A 24,828-nucleotide genomic window follows, 5' to 3' on the forward strand; every position below is an offset into this window, starting at 1 on the left:
GCGTAAACAACTCTTACCTCTTTTCCCCGCCATTTTTCATCCTGAGCAAAACGCCGTTCTGAATAAAATGCCGCTAACTCTCGGTAAAATAACGGCGTAATTGGCTTAAATCCCTTCAATGTCACAAAACCCGCAAAAAAGGCCCTGCCGCGTTGCATCGGGTGGCTAAGGCGCTATATGTTAAATTTGTGTTTACAAAATGATAAATAGGGGTTTGTTCATGGAGATGAAAAAAAGCGTACTGGCGGGCGTAGTTGCGGCTCTGTTTTCCTCTGCCGCTCTCGCAGCTGTCCCTGCGGGCTACCCGGCGGATTATCAGAAAATCGTCGATGCCGGCACCAAAGAGGGCAAAGTGGTGGTCTACTCAACGACCGACACCAAAGCCGCTGGCCCGCTGATCAAAGGGTTTGAAGCGCAATATCCCGGTATCAAAGTTGAATATAACGATATGAACAGCACCGAGCTGTATAACCGTTATCTCAGCGAGCAGGCCTCCGGCGGCGGCAGCGGCGATGTAGTCTGGAGTTCGTCGATGGACACCGCGCTGAAGCTGGCGACTGAGTACGCCGATGAGTACGCCTCCCCCGAACAGAGCAAACTGCCGAAATGGGCGGTCTGGAAAAACAAAGCCTACGGTACCACCTACGAGCCAGTGGTCTTTATCTATAACAAACGCCTGATCCCACAGGGCGACGTCCCGGATTCCCACACCGCACTGGCGAAGCTGATTGCCAGCCAGACCGATAAGTTCAAGAGCAAAGTGACCACCTACGATATCGAAAAATCGGGGCTCGGCTTTATGCTCGCCGTTGAAGACAGCAAGCACGACAAAGAGTATTTCACCCATCTTGCGGATATCGCCAAAGGCGGCCTGACGGTGCAATCCTCCACCGGCACCATGATGGAGCGCGTCTCCTCCGGTGAAAACCTGGTCGGCTACAACATCCTCGGCTCCTATGCCGAAGCGCGTGCGAAAGCGGATAAATCCTTAGGCGTCTCCTACCCGAAAGATTATGTGCTGGTGCTGTCGCGCGTCTCCTTTATCAGTGCCGAAGCGGAGCACAGCAACGCGGCGAAGTTGTGGTTTGACTATGTGCTGTCGGAAAAAGGGCAGAGCATTCTCGCAAGCCAGGCGGATATCCCCTCCCTGCGTAACGATATCGAAGGCAACAATGATATCGACGGCATGACCAAACTGCTCGGCGATGCGCTGAAACCGATCCCGGTTGATGAGTCGCTGCTTGAGTATCTGGAGCCGAAAAAGCGTCTCGAATTTATTAAACAGTGGCGCACCGCCGCCGGGAAATAGAGGCGTTGCCGGTTGTGTGCGGCGCTGTCCGCGCACAACCCTTTCACTCTCATCTTCTGACCACAGGGATTTTCTATGAATATCGTGCGCAGAAAATGGCAAGGGTTACCGCGCGGCGTAACGGTCCTGATTACCGCCCTGGTGATCTACGTTCCGTTATTATTTATCGTCGTACAGAGTTTTCTTTCAGCGCCTTTCTTCTCCCGCAGTAAGGAGCTGAGCCTCGAATCCTTCGCCTTTATCTTCACCGACCCCGATTTTTACCTCGCCTTAAAGTCCGGCTTTATTCTCGCCTTTGGGCTGGTGTTTATTGCCATTCCGCTCGGCGGCATTCTCGCCTTCTTGATGGTGCGTACCGATCTGCCGGGACGGCGCTTTATTGAGCCGCTGATCCTGGTGCCCATTTTCGTCTCGCCGATGGTGCTTGGCTTTGGCTATGTCGTCTCTGCCGGGCCGGTGGGCTTCTTGTCGCAGTGGGCGCAACAGCTGCTGGGGTTTGTGCCGTGGAATATCTACTCGATGTTCAGCATTGTGGTGATCGCCGGGCTGACGCACGTTCCGCACGCCTATCTCTATATCTCGTCGGCGCTGCGCAGCGTTGGTTCAGATGTCGAGGAGGCCGCGCGCACGGTGGGAGCCTCGCCTTTACAGGTGATGACCTCCGTTAGCCTGCCGATGGTGCGCCCCTCAATCCTTTATGCCTGCGTACTGCTCTTTTTTCTCGGGCTGGAGGTGTTCGGCCTGATGCTGGTGCTCGGCGATCCTGAAGGCAACATGGTGCTGGCGACCTATCTCTATAAGTTGACCAACAAGCTCGGCACGCCCTCTTATCACCTGATGGCCGCCGTGGCGGTGGTGCTGATCTGCATCACCATTCCGCTGGTGATGCTGCAACGCCGCTTAATGCGTACCGCGAACCGCTTTGTCACCATGAAAGGCAAAGCGTCGCAGGCGCGCGCGCTGCCGCTGGGCAAATGGCGCTGGGTGGCAGGTGCGGTGGTAGTGGCGTGGCTGACGGTCACTATCGGCGTGCCGCTGCTGGGCGTGGTGCTGCGCGCCTTTATCTCCCACTGGGGGGTTGGCGTGCCGCTGTGGGATAACGTCTCGCTGGAGACCTTCCGCAATATCTGGCAGCAGCCGAACTTGCTGCGGGCGATCGTCAACTCGATGGCGATTGGCGTCTTCGGCGGCGCGCTGGCGGTGATCTGCTATCTGTTTGTCGGCATCGCGATGCACCGCAAGCAGGATAACGTCACCCGCTTCCTCGACTACAGCGTGCTGGTGCCGCGCGCGGTGCCGGGTCTGCTCGCCGGTCTCGCTTTTTTGTGGGTCTTCCTCTTCTTACCGATGTGGCTCGATCAATCCCTGAAAAACGGCTGGCTGTCGGGGCTGCCGGTCTCTGAGTGGCTGCGTGACAACCTGATTGTCTGGCTGCGCTCGCTGCGCAACACCATCTTCAGCGTCTGGCTGGCCTACACCGTAGTGTGGATGGCTTATGGCCTGCGCCTTATCTCCTCGACGTTGCTGCAAGTCGGCCCGGAGCTGGAAGAGGCGGCGCGCAGCACTGGCGCAACACCGGGTCAGGTGACCCGCCATGTGACGGTGCCGCTGTCGCGCTATGGCCTGATCGGCTCCTGGCTGCTGATGTTTTTGATCTTTGAGCGCGAATACTCCACCGGGGTGTATCTGCTCTCGCCCGGCACGGAAACCATCGGCTCGATGCTGGTGTCGCTGTGGGCGGCGGGCGCTATCGATATTGTCGCGGCCCTCTCGTTTATCAATATTTTGCTGGTGGTCATCGGTCTTGGTGTGGCCCTGCGTTTTGGAGTGAAATTACATGATTGAGCTAACGGTAGAGAACTTACACCTGACCTACGGCGACAACCCGGTGTTAAAGGGCGTGTCGATGGATCTCAAACGTGGCGAAGTGGTCTCGCTGCTTGGCCCCTCCGGCAGCGGGAAAACCACGCTACTGCGCGCCGTCGCCGGGCTGGAGAAGCCCACCCAGGGGCGCATCACCATTGGCAAAAATGTGGTTTACGATGGCACACCGCGCAGCGAAGTGCCGGCGGAGGAGCGTAACCTCGGGCTAGTGTTCCAGTCCTACGCCCTGTGGCCGCACAAAACCGTGTTTGAGAATGTCGCCTACCCGCTGAAGCTGCGCAAAATCGCCGCTCATGAGATTAGCCAGCGGGTGCAGAGTGTGCTCGATCAGCTCGGGCTTGGCGCGCTCGGCCAGCGCCACCCTCACCAGCTGTCGGGCGGCCAGCAGCAGCGCGTCGCCATTGGCCGCGCGCTGGTCTATAACCCGCCGGTGATCCTGCTCGATGAACCGCTCTCTAACCTCGATGCCAAGCTGCGCGAAGAGGCGCGTGTCTTCCTGCGCGAGTTGATCGTCAAACTCGGGCTGTCGGCGCTGATGGTGACTCACGATCAGAATGAGGCGATGGCGATTTCCGACCGCATTTTGCTGCTCAACAATGGGGTGATTGAGCAGCAGGGCACGCCGCAGGAGATGTACAGCAAACCTTCAACACTCTTTACCGCCGAGTTTATGGGCAGCAACAACCGCCTGCATGGCAAGGTGACGGAAGTCTCCAACGGCCGCGCGCGCATTGAAGGGGCGCAGTGGGCGCTGTGGGGTGTTGCCGGGCCGGGCGTTAGCGTAGGGCAGGAGGCGACGGCGGTAATCCGCGTGGAGAGCCTGCGGCTAACCGAGACGCCGCAGGATAACTCGCTGGATCTGCCGATGCTCACCAGCATGTACCTTGGTGACCGCTGGGAGTATCTCTTCCGCACTCCGGTTGATGACTATGTGGTGCGCGTCTACGGCACCCAGTCGCGCACGGCGCAAAACTACCGCGTGGTGCTGCCTGCCGATCAGCTGTGGATCTTCCCGAAAAAGTGACCGCTACGGCAGCGAAACCCAGCGGTAACCGAGCACTACGGTGAGCAGCACAATGGTGCTCACCGCAGCGATATGCATCAGCAGATCCGCCGCGCTGATGTGCGTCGGGTGGCAGAGCGAGAGCAGGGTCAGCGCCATACAGGCGACCCCTGCACCCGCCGCGCCAAGGCTGCGGGCGGGAAAGAGCGTGCGGGTGCGGCGCAGGTAGCCGACCACGATTGCCGCCATCGGCACGCTCACCGCCAGCATAAAGAGGTAGCAGTTTGGCCCCTCAACCATGCCGCTTGCCGGAACGCGATGCAGATGGAGATTCAAAAACGTTGTTGCCAGCCAGACGCCAACCAGCGGCGCAAACCAGCCCCAGCCGAGCGGACGCTGCCCGGCAATACTGAGCAGAAAGGCGTTGCGGATCGCCAGCGTGCCGGTGGCAAAGGTGAGCAGCAGTTGCAGCATCGCCCACGCAGCGCCTGCGTGCGACCAGTCGGTCTGTGTTCTGTTTAACAGCAGGCTGACTATCACCCCGCATGGCAATGCCACGGCAAGCCAGCTTGCCACCCGCCAGCCGCTGCGCCAGGGCCGTTTTACCGGCTCTGCCGAACGACCAAGTTTCTCAATTAACCACTCATGATCGGCCATGAAGGGCTCCTAACCGACGAAGATTATTCAGGGCGCGATGCAGCAGCGATTTGACGGCGGAGACCGTCAGGTTGTGCCGCGTCGCGGTTTCAGCAAGGCTCATTTCGCGCAGGTGAAAATGCTCAATCACCTGGCGCTGGCGTGCGGGTAACCGGGCGAGCAGCGCCGCCAGCTCCTTTTCATGCAGAGTTGGGTGAGCGTCTGCGACCGGCTCAGGCAGCAGCTCGTCCGCCACCTCCCGCTGTTGATGGCGGCCGCGTTTTCGCAGCGCATCCACCGTGCGGGCATGAGCGATTGCCATCAGCCACGGTAAAAAGGGCGCAGCGGGATCGTAGGTGTGGCGAACCCGGTGCAGGGTCAGCAGCACATCCTGAATCACATCCTCGACCAGCTCGTCGTCGGCTACCTGCTTACGCACAAGCGTGCGGATAACCGGCACCAGCGCTTTAAGCAGCCGGGTGTAGGCCTGGCTGTCGCCAGCCTGCGCCCTGGCCATCAGATGCGGCCACTCTTCCCGCGCTGCCTCCGCTTTTTCCATCATCCGCCTTAGGTTTTTTTGCCGCTCGCTGCGTTCAGGGCATTGACCACAATTGTGGGTGTTAACACCTGCGGCAGGATGGTCGGCGCGCTGCCATCCGCCGGGTAGACGACATAGAGCGGCAGGCTGCCCTGGCCCAGCTCGTTGAGCGCGTCATCAATATCGGCATTAAATTTCGTCGAGTCCGCCACCATGTAGAGGGTGCCGCTCTTCGCCAGCGCCGTTTTGACCGCCTCGGTTGAGAGCGAGGTCTTCTCATTCACCTGGCAGGTGATGCACCAGGAGGCGGTAAAGTTGACGAAAATCGCTTTCCCGTGGCCGCGATTCTCCGCCACTTTTTGTGGCGACCAGCTGGTCTCCGCTACCTGCGACGAGGCCAGTGCCGCGCCGTTGTTCACCACCGAGGGTAGCGGGGCAAGGGCGGCGATGATCAGCAGTGCGGTGGCGGCGAACAACCCTTTATGGCCGCGCCCGGCGAAGCGACGCTGCTGCGCCATGCCATAGAGCCAGGCGGCGAAGCTCACCACCACCGAGGCGGCAATGATCGCCGCCAGCGCCGTGGTGCCCGCCTGCTGCGCCAGCACCCACACCAGCCAGCCGAAGGCACCAAACATCGGAAAGGCCAGCCCGTGTTTCAGGGTGTTCATCCACGCGCCGGGTCGCGGCAGCCATTTGCCGAGAGCGGGGAAGAGCGAAATCAGGCTAAACGGTGCGGCAAAACCGAGCGCGAGGGCGAAGAAGATCGCCAGCGCGACGGTGGGGGGCTGCACCAGTGCATAGCCAATGGCCCCCGCCATAAACGGTGCGGCGCAGGGGGTAGCAACAATAATAGAGAGCGCGCCGGTCAACGCCGCGCGGACAAACGCCCCGCGTTCGACGTGGATCTCTCCGGCCCGCTGCACGGAGAGGCCCACTTCAAACACGCCGAGCAGGTTAAGCGCTGCCGCCAGCACAATCAGCGCCAGCGCGGCGATAACCAGCGGTGATTGCAGCTGAAAGCCCCAGCCAACGGCGCTGCCGCCAGCGCGTAGCGCAAGCAGGATCCCGGCGAGGATCAGCATGGTCGCCACCGTACCGAGCAAAAAACCCAGCCCTTCGCGGCGCGTCTGCGCTAGATCCCCGGTATGACGCAGGAGGCCCAGCGCTTTCAGCGAGATAATCGGAAACACGCAGGGCATAAAGTTGAGAATAATGCCGCCTGCAAAGGCGGCGAGCATGGCGGTTAACATAGTGATTCTCTGCCGGAAAAAGGGTTAGTTACGAATGGGATTTCGCATACTGTTTCACCGCGTCCATCGTTTTCTGGATATGCGTTTCCGGGTTTCTGTCAGTGTAGCTCAGCAGGATCTTGCCGTCCGGCGCGATAACGTAAGAGGTACGATCGGAGAGGGTTTTGCCCTTCATCTCCATCAGCGTGTCGTACTGCGCCGCCACTTTTGCGCCCGGATCGGCGGCAACGGTAAATTTATCGCGGCACTCCTCTTTCGAGAAGGCATCCACCTGATCGGTATTACCGGCGGTAACGCCAATCACCGTCGCGCCGAGCTTTTTAAAATCGTCCGTCGCTTCGGCAAAGGCGTGGGCTTCAATGGTGCACCCTTTACTGAATGCCGCCGGGAAGAAGTAGAGCACCACCGGCCCTTTTTGCAGCGCTTGCTTGAGTGAGAAGGTGAGCGGTTTTCCCGCCAGCGCGCCCTGTAACTGGAAATCAGGTGCCTGCGAACCGGTGGGCAGCGCCGCCTGGGCGCTGGCAACATTCAGCAGGGCTGCGGCAGAGAGGCTCAAAAAGAGTTTTTTCATCGGGGTCATCATGCGCTCCAGGTCAACATTAAGTGTGCGTTCATCTACAGTTCGCTGGCGCAGAGGAAAAGGTTTCGCGGGCAGCGAAAAAAAAGTGAAAAATCTCATAGCGCGCCGCCGAAGGCGGGCGGAATCATAAGATTTATCTAATATGCTATATTCACTACTGCACTCTCCATCGTATCGAATCCCCTTGCGTCATCTGTTTATCATGGTGAATAACCAATGGTTTATTACTCCGCTATTGAGAAGGGTAGCCTGCTGCGCCGTTATAACCGGCTGCTGGCGAAATACAGTACGCACCGACATGAGTTATCCCTGGCGCAAATCGCCGACACCTTAGCCTGCACGGCGCGCTATGCGCGCTCCCTGCTGCAAGAGATGCAGGAGGAGGGGTGGCTCATCTGGCGCTCCAGACCGGGGCGCGGCGCGCTCGGCGTGTTGCAGTGCCAGATGAGCGTGGCAGCGCTGGAAAATATGCTTGGCAGTAATACCCCTGCGGCAGAGGCGAAAAGCGTGCCGGAAAATCACGGAACCTGTTACTCCCGCGACGGCTTTCACTATCACATCTCTTTCTATCGCCCGCTACAGGCACCCGTGCCCTCTATTCATACCGATCGCGCCGGGCGGCATATTCTACAAATGGTGCATGCCGGGCTGACGCGCCATCTGCCGGAGCAGGCCGAACCGGTTCCCTGTCTCGCCCACACCATTCGGGTCAGTGACGATGGGCTGAGCTGGCACTTTATGCTGCGTCGCGGGCTGGTGTGGCACAACGGCGAGGCGTTAGATCCTGTGCAGTTGCAGACCACGCTTCAGCGTTACGCGGGCGGGCCTGGCTTACCCCACGTAACGGATGTGATTGTGCAGGATTATGTGTTGATCATGCACCTCAGCCAACCGGACGCGATGCTGCTCTATCGGCTGGCAAGCCCGGTCTATGCGCTGGCACACCCGGAAAATGGCGTGGTCGGCCTCGGGCCTTTTCAGCTTGGCAGACATTCCGATGCGCAGATGACCCTCACCCGCGCGCCCGGCTGGCATGGTGAAATGCCGCAGGCGAGCGAGATTGTCTACAACACGCCGCTGGCCGCCACCCCCTCGCCAGCGCTGGTACGCCTCGATACCCCTCGCTCACATCTATCCCCCGAGCCGATGATCGTCCGCGAAAGTAGCGATGCGTTTTACTATGTCACCTTTAATCAACGGCGCGGTCGCCTGAGCCTCGCCCAGCAGGCGGTGATCCGCCAGATTGCGCAGTCGCTCGCCCGCGCGATGATGGAGCGGGAAGAGACGCTGGCACCGCTGCCGGAGTGGTTACTGCCGCCAACAGAGCCAGTGGCCCAGGCGCTGCTGCCCGCCACGCTCAATATCACCTACTTTCGATCTACCGAGATGAAAAAGCTGGTGGACGAGTTGATCAAAAGCCTGCGCTACCGCGGCTGTACGGTTAACACCAACCCGATCAGCGTTTCGCACTGGTTACTGCCCAACCAGCGCTGGGAAGAGGAGGATCTCTGTCTCGGCTTTCTGCGCTTTGACCAGCATGAAACCTTTAGCCTGGAGGAGCGCTATCGCCATAGCGAGATGTGGACCTGGTTCTGGGGGCATGCCCAGTGGCTGCGCGGCGTGCAACTGCTCGATCGCATCAATGCCGGGCCGGCGGCGCGTCACGGCGCGCGCATCCGGCGGCTGATGCGCTTTCTCAAAACCCACTATTTTGTGGTGCCGCTCTGTGCCCAGCGTTATCGCCTGACCACCCCCGTGTGCATCAAAAATATTGCGTGTTATTCGCAGGCCTGGCCCGACTACAGCCGTATCTGGACCGATGAACGGGAAGAGGAGGGGGGAACAACGCTTAATAAAGAGGTCGATGGCGAGTAAATTCGCAGCATATCCATTAACGGATAATGCACAGGGGAAATAAGCCGGGCGGTAAAACGAAGCGGTAATTTAGCGAAGCGCTACGCTTACGTTTATTTATGGTAATAGCGGTTTGGCAGCGTTTTTTAAGCCGGGCCCATGCCGGGTTAACGCTATTGTTAATAACCTTTTTTCTTTCTTTAAATTTAATCACATGAAAAATAAGCAAAAAAAAGCCACCCGAAGGTGGCTATCGAAAAGAGTGGTTATACATCACATATGACAGCTCACTACTGGTAATAAAAGTCAGTAATAGAGTTTGGTCACCGACCTTCCCGGCATAAGGCAACTGGAAAAATGGGCCTTTTCGAGAGGGAATTTTCACAGAGCCATCATTTCGTATTACCGGTAAAACGTCATGATGCAGTGCGTGGATGTATTTTCACGATTTCACGCCAGGGCGTAAACAGCCTTTTTTTGTTTTGTTTCGTCAAATTTATAGAAGGAGTTTTTCGACCCTTTTCAATGGAGAAAGTGTGGCAATTAATCTACTGCAACCACGTAGCCGTACAGTTTTTTTAACCGGAAAAAAGGGATCAAAATCAGCGCTTTTGTTTTTTCCTGCGCAGAGGGGCATTTCAGGGGGTGATTTTTAAGAAACATTTAGAAACATCTGCCTTGGTAAATCAGCGCGAAGCGTTGAATGGCGCGGGGTGACGTAAAAAAGGGGTTGCAATTTTCGCAATAGAGAATGAGTAAAAAGCGTGCAGTTGAAAATGCTGGCTTGAGAGCACCGGAAATGAAACCGCGTGGTGTTTATTTCCGGTGCAGGTAGCGAGGCAAGCGCCTGAAAGCCGTTGTGAGGGTGATATGCGCTATACCGAGATGCGATAGACATTGCCGGAACCATCATTGCTGTGATTGCCGCTCTGCCCATAGAGTTGCGTCGTTGAGGTCGCCCGGCTGACGATCTGCTTAACATCGTTAACCTTCTTCATATGCATCTCCAGCAGTTGATAATTCTTCTGGTTCAGCTCGCTCGATTTTTTCACCACTAAAGTAATGCCCCTCCACAGCGCCGCCAGCTGCGGTTTATGGCTATACGGTGACGCGATACTCTGCTGGTTCTCCTCCTGCTTGCGCTGCTCATCATAAAAGTTGATGGCGGCAAGCAGGCGGCTTTTATTGTCAGAGATAATTTGCAGCGAAATCGGGTTGATCTGCGCCCGGCTTAGCTGCCCATTCTCTTCCACCAGCGTGCTCTCCAGCTCCTCCAGCAGGCCGGTGAGTTTTTTCAATATTACGGATAAATTTTCCATCTCTACTATTCGTCAGGTTTATGAGAACTGAAAGATGTCGCGGACCAGTGCGCTGGCAATCTTGTCGCTGTCCAGCGTTAACTCGCCCGCTTCCATCTTCGCCTTAACTTCAGCAACACGTGCGGTATCGATATCACGGCTACTGTCAGCTTTAACGTGCTGCATCAATTGGCTCAGCTTGACCTGAGTACCGTTTGCCCGATCGTCAGATGCCGCCGCTGTGCCCATATCGTCATACTTTGCGCGCGGCTCGCCCTGCTGTTGTGCGGTGGTCGCCTGGATTGCGCGTGCTTGACTGGTGCGTTCAATGTTCATAAGTGTCCTGGTGATATCTTTTATGTGTGGCCTGTAATAAAGATATCGGCCCAGGCAAAATAAAACTGAAATCAGTTATCGATGTTGATGCTTACTGTCCCTTCTGAAACCGCGGTTGCCGCCACGATGCGGCCACTGCGCGTCTGTAGCCGTACCCGTTCATTTCGCGCCGCATTGTTCAACGCCTTGCCTTTGGCGTGAATCAAAAAACCATCACCGGGAGCGACAACCTCCACCTCCTGATTGGCCACCACCAGCCAGCGCTGACGCAGCTGATTTTCCGTCAGTGGCTGACCGGGGTGCAGGGTGCGTGTCGGCGTGCGGCCCACGATCTTACTGGCATCTAACAGCAGCCCGGCGGGCAGCTTATCCAGCTCGCCGCTAAGGGGTTGAATATCACGCGGGCCAATGGTTTGCCCCGGTTTAAGCAGGCGGGCGGTGATCCAGTAGCGCCCGCTGGCGCTCACATTCACCTGAATAAAGTGCTGTTTCCTGCCGCATTTAGCGATCACGCTACGGTTACCGGTCAAACGCACCGGATGGCCGGAAAGACGCAAATCAGGCTTTTCACACAGGGCGGCAAGTTTTGTGGCCGGGGTAAGAATGCGAATGCGCAGCTGCGGCGCGTTTTCCTCTGATGCGTGATGATTAGCGGCCAGCAGTCCGGCAATGCGCGACGCAAGCCCGCCGTCGGGTGCTTTCGCTGCCCGGACGGGAAGCGTGACGGCGCAGCAGAGCAGCAGCAGGCAGAGCGGCCTTAATAGCGTGTGCAGCATTTAGAACAACCTTATATATAAATAGAGGAAGGCGGATATTACGATTACTTTAATTGTAATCCAGGACGGTAATTTGTTTATCGCGTAAATGCGCGCAGTTCTGTTTGTATATTGCCGATTTGCTGTTTCAGAGTGTGTATAAAAACACTATTTAGAAATCGATGCGCGTAATGAAGTATTTAAATGCGCTTATTTCTGTCAGATGTTTAAGGTATAGATTTATTAGGTTGTCTCTTAGACTATGCTCCGTAATCAATTAGCGAAGCAGGCGAGTCATTTCATGTTTGATAAACTTGATAATGAATTGCGTTTCCAGCAGCAGGCATTAAGCCTGATGTCACGGCGGCAGGATATTTTAGCCTCCAATATCGCGAATGCCGACACGCCGGGCTACCAGGCGCGAGACATTGATTTTTCAAAAGAGTTGAAAAATGCGATGACGCAGGAGACGCGAAATAATCATCCATTAACATTAGCTATAACATCCGGGAAACATATTCCCGGCGTTGCGCCAAAAGCCAACGATCAACAGTTACTTTACCGAATTCCGGATCAGCCAAGCGCGGATGGTAATACTGTCGATATGGATCGTGAGCGCGTTAATTTTGCAGATAACAATGTTAAGTATCAGTCGAGCTTAACCATCCTCGGCGCTCAAATTAAAGGTTTAATGAGCGTCATTAACCAGGGTTAATAATTTTCATGTCGCTGTTTAGTATTTTCGATATTTCCGGGTCGGCGATGACCGCCCAGTCAAAACGACTTAACGTCAGCGCCAGTAATATGGCAAATGCCGACAGTGTTGCCGGGCCGGATGGCAAACCCTATCGCGCCCGTCAGGTTATTTTCAATGTCGATAACGCTGCCGGTCAGGAGATTGGCGGTGTGAAAGTCAGCGGCGTGACGGAATCCGAAGCGCCCGATCGTCTGGTGTATGAACCGGCTAATCCGCTGGCGGATGAGCAGGGCTATGTGCATATGCCGAACGTCGATGTAGTGGGTGAGATGGTCAACACCATTTCGGCATCCCGCAGCTACCAGGCCAACGTCGAAGTGATGAACTCGGCGAAGAGTCTGATGCTGAAAACGCTGACGCTGGGTCAGTAAGGAGAAAACGATGGCAGTTTCACCGCTCATGACGCAAAGCGCCGTGACGACAAAAAGTACGTCAACCACGACGAACACCACTTCTTCCACGTCGTCGACGAGCTCCAGTTCCGGGAGTGTCGGCACCGGCTCCACCGCGGATGAGCTGCTGGATAGTTTTATGACGCTGCTGGTGGCGCAGATGCAGAACCAGGACCCGACCGATCCGATGGATAACAACGACCTGACTGCTCAGCTGGCGCAGTTCAACACGGCGGCGGGCGTGGAACAACTCAACACCACCATGAACAGCATGGGCACGCTGGTGGCCAGCATGCAGCAGATGAACTCCGCTGACTGGGTTGGCCGCGACATCATGATTCAGGGCGATCCGAAGGTCTCCACCGCGACCGATGGCAACCAGAAAGTGGGGCTGTCGCTGGACAGCGCCGCCGATGAAGTCACCGTCACGCTCACCGATGCGGCCGGTAACGCCTACAACGCGAAGCTGAAGAATGTGGAAGCGGGCGTGCATGAGTACACGCTGGATGATTTTGAAGATTTCCAGCCGAGCGACCCGCGTACCCAGGCGGACACCAGCTTTACGGTGTCGTTTACCGCCACCAATGCCGACGGCAGCGCGCCAGCGATTACCGCGCTGAAGCCGGCGAAAGTGCAGAGCGTCTCCTTCACCAGTTCAGGCGCTGTGCTGCAACTGGGCGTCGATGGCACCGCGTCGCTCAGCGAAGTTTACCTTATTGAATAATTTTTCATTCAGAGTTGCGCGCTACGCGCACAGGACGTTTAGCAAATGAGTTTCTCTCAAGGTCTTAGTGGATTAAACGCCTCATCGCAGGCGTTAGATGTGGTTGGTAACAACATCGCCAACTCGCAGACAGTCGGTTTTAAATCCGGCTCCGTGGCATTCGCCGATGTCTTCGCCGGCTCCCAGGTGGGGATGGGCGTACAGGTTGCTGGTGTAAACCAGAACTTCAGCGATGGCGTACTCGGCGCGGGCAGCAGTGCGCTGGATATGGGTATCCAGGGCAACGGCTTCTTCCGCATGGTGACTGAAGCGGGGCGTGTATTTTACAGCCGCAATGGTCAGTTCCAGACCGATGAAAGCGGTTATGTGGTCAACAACCAGGGCATGCGCCTGACCGGTTATATGGCCACCGGCACGCCGCCGGCGATCCAGCAGGGCGCACCGGTAGGCGCGATCCAGATCCCGACCGGGCAGATGCCGGCGCGCGCCTCTGACGCGGGTTCTATCTCCGGTAACCTCGACTCCGGTAACGACGTTGTCTCCGTGACCCCGTTCGATCCGACGGATGGCGACTCCTATACCTACTCCACGCAGGTGAACGCCTACGACAGCCTCGGTAACGAGCACACGATTAACGTCTACTACGTGAAAACCGCGGATAACCAGTGGACGGCTTACTCGGTGGACTCTACATCACCGGGCACCACCAGCTCCGTGAACCTGACGTTTGATACCTCCGGCAAGCTGACCACCAACCCGGCTGAACTGACCGTCGACGGCGCGGCTTACCAGGGCGGCGCGGCGCTCAATTTCAATCTCGATCTCTCTGGCCTCAGCCAGCAGGCATCTGAAAATACCATGGACAGCCCGAGCACCACCGGTTATCCGCCGGGATTGATGAACGGCTACACCGTCGGTGATAACGGCCAGATCATCGCCTCCTACAGCAACGGCGAAAGCCAGCTGCTGGGCCAGGTGGTACTGAGCAACTTCACCAACCCGGGCGGTCTGGAGTCGGCAGGTAACAACTGCTGGACCGAGACGCCGGAATCCGGGCAGCCGGTAACCGGTATTGCCGACACCGGCAACCTCGGTTCGCTGCGCGGCAACATGCTGGAAGCCTCCAATGTGGATCTGAGTAAAGAGATGGTGAACATGATCGTTTACCAGCGTAACTACCAGTCCAACTCGCAAACCATCAAAACCCAGTCTGAGCTGCTGCAGACGCTGGTTAACCTGGGTTAATGGCTGATGGATCGCGCGATATATACCGCAATGGGCGCCGCTAATGCGGCCCTTAACCGCCAGGCGGTGACCTCAAACAACCTGGCGAACGCATCGACCAACGGGTTCCGGGCGCAGATCGCCGCGTATCGCGCGATCCCGGTGCACGGCCCGTCGCTGGAGACCCGCACCATGGTGACGGAGTCAACGCCATGGAGCGACAACACCATGGGCGCGATGCAGGCCACCGGGCGCAACCTCGACGTGGCGATGCCGCAGAACGGCTGGCTGGCGGTGCAACTGCCTGACGGCAGTGAAGGCTACACCAAAGATGGCAACATCGAAGTGGACGCCGACGGCCAGCTACGCGTGCACGGCATGCCGCTGATTGGCGATGGCGGCCCGATTGCTGTCCCGCCGCAGGCAGAACTGACGCTCGCCGCCGACGGCACCATTACCGCGCTGGGCGCGGGCGATGAGCCTTCTGCGCTGGCGCAGGTTGGTCGCCTGAAGATGGTCAATGCCACGCCTGGCGTGCTGAAACATGGCGACGACGGTCTGTTTCACGTCGCCGATCCGGCCGCTGCCGCCGTGCTGCCCGCCGATGCCGATCTGCGCCTGATGCCCGGCATGCTGGAGGGGAGCAACGTCAGCCCGGTGAAATCGATGGTGGAGATGATCGCCACCTCACGCGGCTTTGACATGAACATGAAAGTCATCACCACCGTCGATGACAACGAACAGAAAGCCAACCAGTTACTGAGCGCCAGTTAGGCCGCGGTAAGGAGAAATACAGCATGATCCGCTCTTTATGGATTGCGAAAACCGGCCTCGAAGCCCAGCAAACCAATATGGATGTGATTTCCAACAACCTGGCGAACGTCAGCACCAACGGCTTTAAACGCCAGCGGGCGGTGTTTGAGGATCTGATCTATCAGACCCTGCGCCAGCCGGGCGCGCAGTCGTCCGAGCAGACCACCATCCCGTCCGGTTTACAGCTGGGTACCGGTGTGCGTCCGGTGGCGACCGAGCGTATTCACAGCCAGGGCAGCCTGACGCAGACCAACAACAGCAAAGATGTCGCCATTGAAGGCGGCGGTTTCTTCCAGGTGCTGCTGCCGGACGGCACCACCGCCTATACCCGCGATGGCTCTTTCCAGTTTGACCAGAACGGCCAGCTGGTGACCTCCAGCGGTTATCAGGTTCAGCCGGCGATCACCATCCCGCAGGATGCGCAGAGCCTGACCATCGGCAACGACGGTACGGTAAGCGTCACGGTGCCTGGCCAGACCGCGCCGCAGCAGGTGGGACAGCTGACGCTGAGTTCGTTTATCAACGACTCCGGCCTTGAAAGTATTGGTGAAAACCTCTATCGCGAAACGCAATCGTCGGGTGCACCGAATGAATCCACGCCGGGTCTCAACGGCGCGGGCACCCTGAAGCAGGGCTATGTCGAAACCTCCAACGTTAACGTGGCGGAAGAGCTGGTCAACATGATCCAGACCCAGCGCGCCTATGAAATTAACAGTAAGGCGGTCTCGGCCTCTGACCAGATGCTGCAACGATTGTCACAACTTTGAACCCTGGCCGCGGGCACGCTCGCGGCTGCATTACCTGTAGTGAATATGATGACTAATCTCCCTTGCTCTGAAACCACGCTGGGCCGTATGGCCTCAACGCTCCTGTTAATGAGTCTGTTAACCGGCTGCGCCTACATTCCACAAAAACCACTGGTAGGGGGGGAAACCTCTGCCGCGCCTACGCCGGTTGCTGCCGCATCGGTTAACGGCGCAATTTTTCAGTCAGGGCAGGCGATGAATTATGGTTATCAACCGATGTTTGAGGACCGCCGTCCGCGCAATGTCGGTGACACGCTGACCATTGCGCTACAGGAGAACGTCAGCGCCAGCAAAAGCTCCTCCGCCACCGCCTCGCGCGATGGTTCGACGGATGTGGGCATGAGCACCGTACCGGGCTTCCTCTCCGGGCTGGTGGGCGGCGGCAAAGCCGATGCCTCACTGAGCGGCACCAACGACTTCGCCGGTAAAGGCGGAGCGGCAGCGAAAAATACCTTTAGCGGCACCATCACCGTGACGGTGAAACAGGTGCTGGAAAACGGCAACCTGGCCGTGGTCGGGGAAAAACAGATCGCCATTAATCAGGGAACGGAGTTCATCCGCTTCTCCGGCATCGTGAACCCGCGCACCATCAGCGCCAGCAACACCGTTGTATCCACCCAGGTGGCAGATGCGCGCATTGAATATGTCGGTAACGGCTATATCAACGAAGCGCAGCAGATGGGCTGGTTGCAACGCCTGTTCCTTAACCTTTCTCCTTTTTGATTGATGATGAAAATGTTTTCCTTTACGCGTTACCTGGCGCTCTTCTGCTGTCTGTCGGCACTCATTGCCGGCCAGGCCAGCGCTGAGCGGATCCGGGATCTCACCTCGATTCAGGGCGTTCGCGGCAACTCCCTGATGGGCTACGGCCTGGTGGTAGGTCTGGATGGCACCGGCGATCAGACCATGCAGACGCCATTTACCACCCAGAGCCTCAACAATATGCTCTCGCAGCTCGGTATTACCGTGCCTGCGGGGGTCAATATGCAGCTGAAAAACGTTGCCGCAGTAATGGTGACAGCGGAGCTGCCGCCCTTTGCCCGCGCAGGGGAGAAGATCGACGTCGTGGTCTCCTCCATGGGCAACGCCAAAAGTTTGCGCGGCGGTACGCTGCTGATGACGCCGCTGAAAGGCGCGGACAGCCAGATCTACGCCCTGGCGCAGGGGAACCTGCTGGTTTCCGGCGCAGGCGCGCAGGCGGGCGGCAACCGCGTGCAGGTCAACCAGTTGAACGGCGCACGCATCAGCGGCGGCGCAACGGTTGAGCGCGAGGTGCCCTCTAACTTTGCCGGGCAGAGCACGCTGAAACTGGTGCTGAACCAGGATGACTTCACCGTTGCCCAGCAGATCAGCGATGCCATTAACCGTCGCTATGGCGGCGCAGCAGTGGCGGAAGATGCCCGTACCGTGAGCCTGCGTGCCCCGGCCGACAGCGCGGCGCGCGTGCGCTTTCTCTCGGCGGTGCAGGATCTGCCGCTGCGGGTCGACGCGGGTGATGCGCGCATCATTATCAACTCACGTACCGGTTCGGTGGTGATGAATGGCCATGTCTCCCTCGATACCTGCGCCGTTGCGCAGGGGGATTTGACGGTGGAAGTGGCGCAAAACCAGCAGGTTAACCAGCCCAATGCGCCGCTGGCAGGCGGGCAGACGGTAGTGACGCAAAATACGCAGCTCTCGGTCCGTGAACAGAACGGCTCCCTGCAACGTGTGCAGACCAGCACCGATCTTAACAATGTCGTCCGCGCCCTTAATGGCCTTGGTGCAACGCCGAACGATTTGATGGCGATTCTGCAATCGATGAAAAGCGCAGGCTGTCTGCATGCCCGTCTGGAGATCAACTGATGATTGGCCCATCCGTGCCGCAAGACGCGGCGTTTGATGCCCACAGTCTCGATAAGTTAAAGCTGGCGGCGCGCAACGATTCGCCGCAGGCGCTCAAAGCTGTCGCGAAACAGATGGAGGGCCTGTTCGTGCAGATGATGCTGAAAAGCATGCGGCAGGCCAGCTTTAAGGATGGGCTGTTTAACACTCAGCAGTCAGAGATGTTCACCTCGCTGTATGACCAGCAGATTTCGCAGAATATTGCCGACAAAGGCAAGATGGGCTTCGCCGATCTGATGGTCAAACAGCTGAGCGGCAAAAGCGATGCGGTGGCGGAAACGACCACCGCGACTCGTGAAGTTCCCCTTAATATCAGCCCGGCACGCTTTATTGGCGTGCCGCTGCGTCTGCAAACCGAGGTTCCGCAACAGGCGCAGGCCAACAATGAACGGGCAGCGCTACCCGAGGTGCCCGCGATCCCCGGCGGCGGTTTTATTTCCCGCATGATGGCGCCAGCAATGGCGGTAGCGCGTTTAAGCGGCATTCCCCATCAATTAATTATTGCCCAGGCGGCGCTGGAGTCCGGCTGGGGGAAACGGGAAATACTCACCGAGGAGGGTAAACCGAGCCATAACTTATTTGGCGTAAAAGCTACCGCAGAGTGGCACGGTGAAACGACCGAAATAACCACTACCGAATATGAAAATGGCGTGGCGCAAAAAATAAAGGATAAATTTAAAGTTTATTCCTCTTATGCCGAAGCGCTGGAAGATTATACGTCGTTAATTAGTCGTAATCCTCGTTATAAAAATGTTGTGAAATCGGAAACGCCGGAAATAGCGGCAAAAGCGTTGCAGACCGCGGGATATGCAACGGATCCGGCCTATGCGAAAAAATTGATCAATATCATTCAGCAGGTGAGAAATAAGGTGAGTGAAGCGACAGAGGCATATTCCTCGGATTTTTCCTCATTATTTTAGGCTGCGGCCTTTAGCGAAATTTTGCAGGGCCGATAAATATAGAGAGCACTACTTTTATCGGGGGCTTCTTATCTCCTCCTCCTCTGGTAAGGATCGATACCAATGAATTTAATCAATCTGGCCCAGTCCGGGCTTAACGCCGCGCAGAACGCGTTAAATGTGGTGGGTAATAACTTGTCAAATGCCACAACAACAGGCTACAGCCGCCAGAATATTATTCTCGGCGAGGCGGGTGGGAAATCCACAAGCTATGGCTTCTTCGGCTATGGCGTAAAAGTGGGCGATGTACAGCGCGCCTACGACGGTTTTATGACCAATCAGGTGCGTGGCGCGACCACCGAATTTTATACCCTCAATAGCCGCTATCAGCAGGTCAGCCAAATCGATGACATGCTCGGCGACAGCACGAACAATATCTCCGTCACCATGGATAGCTTATTTGAAGCCATGGAATCGGTCAGTAAAGACCCCGTCGATCCGGCCGCGCGTCAAAGTGTGCTTGCCGAGTTTAACGCGCTGGCGAACCAGTATCGCAGTAACAGCAAAACGTTAAACGGCCTTGAGCAGAGCACCAACACGCAGATTAGCCAGAGCGTTGACGACATCAACTCCTACACCAAACAGCTGGCGACTCTCAATAAACAGATTGAGAAGGTGCACGGCCAGACCGGCGGTATGCCTGCCGACCTGCTGGATCAGCGCGACCAGTTACTCAGCCAGCTGAGCGAAAAGATCGGCATTAAGGTGACTGAAAACAGCGATACCGGCGCGGTTAACATCTCGATGCAAAACGGCATGGCGCTGGTGAGCGGCGGGAAATCCTACGAATTAGAGGCCAGCGCCTCGGACAGCGATCCGAACACCACCGTGGTGGCCTACATTGACGCCTCCGGCAACGCCTTACCGCTGGATGAAGAGAAAACTACCGGCGAGCTGGGCGGGCTGTTCAAGTTCCGCAACGAAGATCTGGTCTCGGCGCGCGATCAGCTTAACCAGCTGGCGTTACAGATGGCGAACAAATTCAACGAAGTGAATGCCCAGGGTTACGATCTCGACGGCAATCCCGGCGGCGATCTCTTCAACATTGCCGATCCGCTGGCGGTGGGCAACATCAACAACACCGGTACCGGTTCGCTGGATGTCAACTTCACCGACATTCCGTCGGTGAAATCTGAAGATTATGAGCTGGTCTATAACGGCCCGGGCAGCACCGACTGGAGTATCACCACCAGCGATGGTCGCAGCATCACGCCGACGATTGGCACAAATGGCGAACTGGAGTTTGAAGGCATCTCCGTAATGCCAGGCGGCACTCCGCAGCCGGGCGACAGCTTCACCCTCAACCCGACCGACGGCGCAGCGGATAACCTGACCGTGGCGATCACCGACGGCGATCAGATCGCGGCGGCGAAATCCCCCGATCCGGACGATCAGAGCGATAACGAAAACATCCTCGATCTGATTGCGATTAAAGATGAAGAGGTGGTCGATGGTAAGACGCTCTCCGGCGCCTACGCCAGCCTGGTCAGCTCCGTTGGCTCCTCGGTCAGTGCGCTGAAGGCGGACATGTCGACTGCCGCGAACGTTTATGACGAGTGGGCGTTGCAGCAGCAGTCCGTTTCCGGGGTGGATATCACGGAAGAGTACGTCAACCTGCAGATGTTCTCTCAGTACTACCAGGCGAACGCGCAGGTGCTGCAAACCGCGAATACGCTGTTCGACACCATTTTAAATATCCGTTAATCGCGCCCGGGTAGCCGGGTTGCTTAACCTTTGATCGGGAAATAACGATGCGTCTTAGCACAAGTTATATTTTTCAAAACCGCATAGACAGCCTGGGCGACGCGATGACGGGTTACAACGACCTGGCGACCCGCCTCTCTGCTGGCCAGACGCTGCTGAAGCCCTCTGACGATCCGACCGGCGCGTCGCAGTCTGTCACCTTACAAACGGCGCTGTCGCGCATGAGCCAGTTCGACACCGCGCGCACCTACGCGCAGGATGCATTAGGCCAGGAAGATAACACCCTGGACTCTATCGGCAACTTGCTGACAGAGAACCTGACGCAGAAAGTGATCGCCGGTGGTAACGGTGCCTACTCTGACGAAGATCGCGCTGCGCTGGCAGAAGAGTTACAGGGCATCCGCGATAACCTGCTGGATCTGGCGAATACCAAAAACAGCGACGGGCGCTATATTTTTGCCGGGTATAAAACCGGTAGCGCGCCGTTCCAGGCCGATGGCAGCTATGTCGGCGGTGATACCGCCATGACGCAGGTGGTCTCCGACAGCACCGAAATGCAGGTTGGTCATACCGGTTCAGAGGTGTTTCTCAGCGGCACGCCGGACGATCTGTTTCAAGCCCTCGACAGCGCGATTGCGCAGCTGAAACAGCCGGTCACCAGTGATGCGGACAGGGATGCGCTGCAAGCAGTGCTGGATGATGCCAATGTCAGCATCAAGAAAAATATTGATAACCTCGGCAAGGTTCGCGCCACCGTCGGTACCAATATGCAGCAGATTGAATCGCTGGGATTCAGCGCTGAGGCTCAAAGCATCAATGTGCAGAGCCGTCTGCAGGAAACCTTAGGTTCGGACTGGGACTCGATGATTACCCTGTTATCTCAGTCAAAGATGTCTGAGTTCGCGCTTAATTCTTCCATGACGGTATTTCAGTCGATGCAGCAGCTCTCTATTTTCAAAGTAATGGGTTGATGCCTGCCGCTGATTGTTAATGCCGTAAGCCTTGATGGAAATGTGATTAGACGCTTATTTGCCAGTGCATTCTCCCTGCGCGAAGGATGCATTTTATTCCCTATTATTCAGGTTCAGCTATGTTTAAAGATTTGAAAATATCCACAGGAATAAATCTCCTGCTTGGTCTGTTAATTGTTTGTATTGTCGCGGTGTCAGGTTATGCCTTGACCAGTGCCAAATCATCATCAGATAACTTTGATGATGCGGTAATGACCAATACAAATATCGATACGTTAAATAGCGCTATTCTCGGCCTCACTAATGCCATGGCGCAGGTTAATGCCGGGATGTTGGCGACAATGATTAACCAGCCGGTTAATCAGGGCGATATTGATAATGCGAAAAAGATGTTTGCTCTGGCCGAAAAGGACATGAGCGAATTTATGTCCACGCCCTTCAAAACGGAAAAAGAGGAGCTTATTGCCAATGACATCCACAAGCGCTTTGAAAGCGTTATGTCGTTTTCGCTGAAAAAAATTAACTACATTAACAACCCAACCAGTTACACCAATGACGTTGTTGATGAAGCGAAACAGCGTATTGCCTTGAAAGAGCTGGCAGATGAGTATCTCGCCTTTGCCGAAGAGCTGGTGACGGGGTTTGGCGAGACTGCCCATGACGATACGCAGCGTATGACGATGTTCGCCATGTTTGCGCTGGTTCTTGCTGTTATCTGCGCAGTGGTTTCCCGCATCTGGTTAAAACGGACTATTTTTACCCGTCTGGATCAGGCGATTGCCGCCTTCCAGTCCATCGCTTCCGGTAATTTGAGCACCCGCATTGAGGCTGGCGCGCAGAATGAGATCGGCAAAATGTTGACGGCAGTGGAAGGGATGCGCCAGTCGCTGACCGACACCGTCTACGGCATCCGTAACGGCGTGAAGCACATCTATAGCAACGCGCAGGAGATTGCGACCAGCAACAACGATCTCTCTTCTCGTACCGAGCAGCAGGCCTCTGCGCTGCAGGAAACCGCTGCCAGCATGGAAGAGCTGAAAATCACCGTTCGTCAGAATGCCGACAACGCCCATAGCGCGCAGCAACTGGCGGAAAGTGCCAGCGTCAGCGCGCAAAAAGGGGGCGAAGTGATGAGTAATCTTGACAAGATCATGGTGGAAATCACCGCCAACTCCCGTCAAATTGCCGACATCAACAGCGTTATCGACAGCATTGCGAACCAGACCAACATCCTTGCGCTGAACGCCGCGGTTGAAGCGGCTCGTGCGGGCGAGCAGGGCCGTGGTTTTGCCGTGGTAGCGGGTGAAGTGCGTAACTTGGCGAAACGCAGCGCCGACGCGGCGAAAGAGATCCGCCAGCTGATCAACACCTGTGTTGCCAACATGAATACCGGCTCCCAGGAAGTGGAACTGGCCGGTGCGTCAATGCAGGAGATTGTGAAATCCGTTGTGCAGGTGACCGACATTATGGCGGAGATCACTTCAGCGTCCGATGAGCAGAGCACCGGTATTAACCAGATTGCTCAGGCGGTGAATGAGATGGATCTGGTTACCCAGCAGAATGCCCAGATGGTAGAGAACGCGGCGAAAACCGCCACCAGCGTTGAGCAGCATGCCAGCAGTCTCGATCAGATCGTGGCGCAGTTTGTGGTTAATGAACATCACGTTTCCGCCAGTGCGCGTGAACAGCATGGTATAGAAACAGTGCGTCCTGTTATTTCCACCACACGAAAAGATTTCGCTCCTGTTAAAAAATCCGAAGGTGATTGGGAAACGTTTTAATTTCGCGAAGTTCGGGCGGGAAATAAAGTCGCAATATGTTCAACTTTACGGTTTCTTATCAGGCTATTTGATTTGGCGATAATCAATAATAATTTAATTCTATTATTATCATCCCGGAAATTGTAATAGTGAATGGCTTATACAGTCCCGAAGGGACAATTCAAAAAGAGCAGCTGTGGGCTAAATATGGTTATTTAGTCCGCTATGAAGCACTGAAAATGCAATCAAGATTATCAGCCAGTGTGGAAATTGACGATCTTATTCAGGCCGGTGCTATTGCTCTTCTTGATGCAATCGATCAGTTTGACCCCAAAAAAGGGGTCAAACTTAGCGTCTATATTGCCCAGCGTCTGCGTTGGGCATTTATGGATGAACTGCGTGAACATGATTGGGTACCGCGACGCGTGCGCCGTAAAACCCGCGAAGTCTCCTCTGCCATTATGCGCGTTGAACAACGTTCCGGCGGCGCGGCCTCGGAATCCGATGTGGCCGCTGAGCTTGGTATGACGCTGCAGGAGTATCAGCAGATCCTCGCCGACACCAATACCAGCATGCTCTGTTCGCTGGACGAGTTGCAGGAGTTGCTGGCCGATGGCGTCGAGCTGGCGGAGCTTGAGCAGGATCACCTTGATCCCCTCAATGATGCCGTGCTGGGCGATTTAACCCGGCAGGTCAGTAATGAGATCCGCGAACTGCCGGAGCGCGAACAGATGTTGCTCAATCTCTATTATCAACAAGAGCTGAATATGAAGGAGGTGGGATCGCTACTGGGCATTACCGAAACTCGCGTCAGCCAATTACATAGCCAGACGATTAAACGTTTGCGTGCGCGGCTGGAAGGTCGGGGCTGGGAATCATAAGGTGATAAGTAATATCTCATGCCGATAATAAATTAATCCTCGCTGAATGACGCTGCCTGATTATTTTTAATTTTATTTATTTTTATTGTTACTCATTGGTTACGAATTGCAGGACGGTAACTGCGTTATTGGTTACAAAATACAAGGGGCAGTTGAAGTGAACGTAACGAATTTTGATGAGCCGATGCAGTGTATTCGGGATATGAATCTTTCCTACCTGCTTTTGGCGCAGCGTTTGATTCTGGAAGACCGCCTTGCCGCTAAGTTTCGGCTTGGATTGAGTGAAGCCACAATCGATATTATTAAAGGGTTAACCTTTCCCCAGTTAATCAAGCTTGCATCCACCGGGCAACTTATTTGCCAGCTGCGAATTGATAATGAAACGGTTATTGAGTGTTTAACCAGGGATTCCCGTATTGATGCTTTGCAGAGTATCCATACCGGAATCATCCTATCCACTGATTTGCTTAATTCTCTTTCCGGGGAAGAGCCGTCGACAACCTGAAAGCG

Annotated in this window: 25 protein-coding genes; 18 read left to right on the forward strand and 7 right to left on the reverse strand. The window is 56.2% G+C overall.

What is annotated here, in order from left to right; genetic code table 11:
- The first annotated feature begins 220 nt into the window (after positions 1–220).
- The 3 genes from ABIC80_RS17945 (at position 221) to ABIC80_RS17955 (ending at position 4,217) form a co-directional block, all read left to right on the forward strand.
- Entirely contained in the window at positions 221–1,309 is a 1,089-nt protein-coding gene (locus ABIC80_RS17945; RefSeq protein ID WP_429178059.1) for an ABC transporter substrate-binding protein, read from the forward strand.
- Positions 1,310–1,384: 75 nt separating this feature from the next.
- Complete coding sequence (locus tag ABIC80_RS17950; RefSeq protein WP_054803948.1) at positions 1,385–3,154, forward strand: ABC transporter permease; 1,770 nt, start codon at positions 1,385–1,387, stop codon at positions 3,152–3,154.
- The gene (locus ABIC80_RS17955) at positions 3,147–4,217 is read left to right on the forward strand and encodes an ABC transporter ATP-binding protein (protein ID WP_042712509.1); all 1,071 of its coding nucleotides are present in this window, start codon (positions 3,147–3,149) and stop codon (positions 4,215–4,217) included. The genes ABIC80_RS17950 and ABIC80_RS17955 overlap by 8 nt, the downstream gene beginning before the upstream one ends.
- Before the next feature lie 3 nt (positions 4,218–4,220).
- Here ABIC80_RS17955 and ABIC80_RS17960 read toward each other — a convergent pair whose 3' ends face one another.
- From ABIC80_RS17960 to ABIC80_RS17975, 4 genes are read right to left on the reverse strand one after another with little or no spacing between them, the layout of a single operon-like run.
- Positions 4,221–4,853 carry a DUF1109 domain-containing protein gene (locus tag ABIC80_RS17960; RefSeq protein WP_411201936.1) on the reverse strand — a complete coding sequence of 211 codons (633 nt, stop codon included), beginning with the start codon at positions 4,851–4,853 and terminating at the stop codon, positions 4,221–4,223.
- A complete protein-coding gene (locus ABIC80_RS17965; RefSeq protein WP_429178155.1) occupies positions 4,840–5,391 on the reverse strand; it encodes a sigma-70 family RNA polymerase sigma factor in 552 nt (183 codons plus the stop codon). The genes ABIC80_RS17960 and ABIC80_RS17965 overlap by 14 nt, the downstream gene beginning before the upstream one ends.
- A gap of 8 nt (positions 5,392–5,399) precedes the next feature.
- On the reverse strand, positions 5,400–6,620 hold the full coding sequence (locus ABIC80_RS17970) for a protein-disulfide reductase DsbD family protein (RefSeq protein WP_429178061.1): 1,221 nt from the start codon (positions 6,618–6,620) through the stop codon (positions 5,400–5,402).
- A gap of 28 nt (positions 6,621–6,648) precedes the next feature.
- Complete coding sequence (locus ABIC80_RS17975; RefSeq protein WP_042712503.1) at positions 6,649–7,200, reverse strand: peroxiredoxin; 552 nt, start codon at positions 7,198–7,200, stop codon at positions 6,649–6,651.
- 216 nt (positions 7,201–7,416) lie between these two features.
- On the opposite strand from ABIC80_RS17975, the gene ABIC80_RS17980 reads away from it, so the two are divergent.
- Positions 7,417–9,075 carry an SgrR family transcriptional regulator gene (locus ABIC80_RS17980; RefSeq protein ID WP_429178063.1) on the forward strand — a complete coding sequence of 553 codons (1,659 nt, stop codon included), beginning with the start codon at positions 7,417–7,419 and terminating at the stop codon, positions 9,073–9,075.
- Between the two features lie 854 nt (positions 9,076–9,929).
- Here the strand turns inward: ABIC80_RS17980 and ABIC80_RS17985 are convergent.
- The 3 genes from ABIC80_RS17985 to flgA form a co-directional block, all read right to left on the reverse strand.
- The gene (locus ABIC80_RS17985; protein ID WP_429178065.1) at positions 9,930–10,373 is read right to left on the reverse strand and encodes a flagella synthesis protein FlgN; all 444 of its coding nucleotides are present in this window, start codon (positions 10,371–10,373) and stop codon (positions 9,930–9,932) included.
- 18 nt (positions 10,374–10,391) lie between these two features.
- Positions 10,392–10,688 (reverse strand): flagellar biosynthesis anti-sigma factor FlgM, encoded by a 297-nt coding sequence (flgM, locus tag ABIC80_RS17990; RefSeq protein ID WP_094421743.1) that lies wholly within the window; start codon positions 10,686–10,688, stop codon positions 10,392–10,394.
- A 71-nt stretch (positions 10,689–10,759) separates the two neighbouring features.
- Positions 10,760–11,464, reverse strand: coding sequence for a flagellar basal body P-ring formation chaperone FlgA (flgA, locus tag ABIC80_RS17995; RefSeq protein WP_429178067.1), 705 nt, complete (start codon positions 11,462–11,464; stop codon positions 10,760–10,762).
- A 280-nt stretch (positions 11,465–11,744) separates the two neighbouring features.
- Here flgA and flgB point away from each other — a divergent pair, with 280 nt between their 5' ends.
- From flgB to flhD, 14 genes are all read left to right on the forward strand, one after another.
- Positions 11,745–12,158, forward strand: coding sequence for a flagellar basal body rod protein FlgB (gene flgB, locus ABIC80_RS18000; RefSeq protein ID WP_042712496.1), 414 nt, complete (start codon positions 11,745–11,747; stop codon positions 12,156–12,158).
- An 8-nt stretch (positions 12,159–12,166) separates the two neighbouring features.
- On the forward strand, positions 12,167–12,571 hold the full coding sequence (gene flgC / locus ABIC80_RS18005; protein ID WP_042712495.1) for a flagellar basal body rod protein FlgC: 405 nt from the start codon (positions 12,167–12,169) through the stop codon (positions 12,569–12,571).
- Between the two features lie 10 nt (positions 12,572–12,581).
- A complete protein-coding gene (locus ABIC80_RS18010) occupies positions 12,582–13,316 on the forward strand; it encodes a flagellar hook assembly protein FlgD (RefSeq protein WP_200580987.1) in 735 nt (244 codons plus the stop codon).
- Between the two features lie 45 nt (positions 13,317–13,361).
- The gene (gene flgE / locus ABIC80_RS18015) at positions 13,362–14,561 is read left to right on the forward strand and encodes a flagellar hook protein FlgE (protein ID WP_429178069.1); all 1,200 of its coding nucleotides are present in this window, start codon (positions 13,362–13,364) and stop codon (positions 14,559–14,561) included.
- Positions 14,562–14,567: 6 nt separating this feature from the next.
- Complete coding sequence (locus ABIC80_RS18020) at positions 14,568–15,314, forward strand: flagellar basal body rod protein FlgF (RefSeq protein ID WP_076769090.1); 747 nt, start codon at positions 14,568–14,570, stop codon at positions 15,312–15,314.
- Between the two features lie 23 nt (positions 15,315–15,337).
- Positions 15,338–16,120 carry a flagellar basal-body rod protein FlgG gene (gene flgG / locus ABIC80_RS18025; RefSeq protein ID WP_042712490.1) on the forward strand — a complete coding sequence of 261 codons (783 nt, stop codon included), beginning with the start codon at positions 15,338–15,340 and terminating at the stop codon, positions 16,118–16,120.
- 87 nt (positions 16,121–16,207) lie between these two features.
- Entirely contained in the window at positions 16,208–16,882 is a 675-nt protein-coding gene (locus ABIC80_RS18030; protein ID WP_373456979.1) for a flagellar basal body L-ring protein FlgH, read from the forward strand.
- Between the two features lie 3 nt (positions 16,883–16,885).
- On the forward strand, positions 16,886–18,004 hold the full coding sequence (locus ABIC80_RS18035; RefSeq protein WP_288882865.1) for a flagellar basal body P-ring protein FlgI: 1,119 nt from the start codon (positions 16,886–16,888) through the stop codon (positions 18,002–18,004).
- Positions 18,004–18,963, forward strand: a complete 960-nt coding sequence (gene flgJ / locus ABIC80_RS18040) for a flagellar assembly peptidoglycan hydrolase FlgJ (RefSeq protein WP_094421737.1) — start codon at positions 18,004–18,006, stop codon at positions 18,961–18,963. The genes ABIC80_RS18035 and flgJ overlap by 1 nt, the downstream gene beginning before the upstream one ends.
- Positions 18,964–19,065: 102 nt before the next feature.
- Positions 19,066–20,706, forward strand: a complete 1,641-nt coding sequence (flgK, locus tag ABIC80_RS18045) for a flagellar hook-associated protein FlgK (RefSeq protein ID WP_429178071.1) — start codon at positions 19,066–19,068, stop codon at positions 20,704–20,706.
- A gap of 47 nt (positions 20,707–20,753) precedes the next feature.
- Positions 20,754–21,677, forward strand: a complete 924-nt coding sequence (gene flgL, locus ABIC80_RS18050) for a flagellar hook-associated protein FlgL (protein ID WP_312605960.1) — start codon at positions 20,754–20,756, stop codon at positions 21,675–21,677.
- Positions 21,678–21,796: 119 nt separating this feature from the next.
- On the forward strand, positions 21,797–23,458 hold the full coding sequence (locus ABIC80_RS18055) for a methyl-accepting chemotaxis protein (RefSeq protein ID WP_429178073.1): 1,662 nt from the start codon (positions 21,797–21,799) through the stop codon (positions 23,456–23,458).
- Positions 23,459–23,586: 128 nt separating this feature from the next.
- Positions 23,587–24,318 (forward strand): RNA polymerase sigma factor FliA, encoded by a 732-nt coding sequence (locus tag ABIC80_RS18060; RefSeq protein ID WP_042712475.1) that lies wholly within the window; start codon positions 23,587–23,589, stop codon positions 24,316–24,318.
- Between the two features lie 157 nt (positions 24,319–24,475).
- Positions 24,476–24,823, forward strand: coding sequence for a flagellar transcriptional regulator FlhD (gene flhD, locus ABIC80_RS18065; RefSeq protein WP_083699332.1), 348 nt, complete (start codon positions 24,476–24,478; stop codon positions 24,821–24,823).
- The last annotated feature ends 5 nt before the right edge of the window (positions 24,824–24,828 follow it).

The sequence above is a fragment of the Kosakonia sp. 1610 genome (assembly GCF_050435845.1).
GTDB lineage: Bacteria > Pseudomonadota > Gammaproteobacteria > Enterobacterales > Enterobacteriaceae > Kosakonia > Kosakonia cowanii.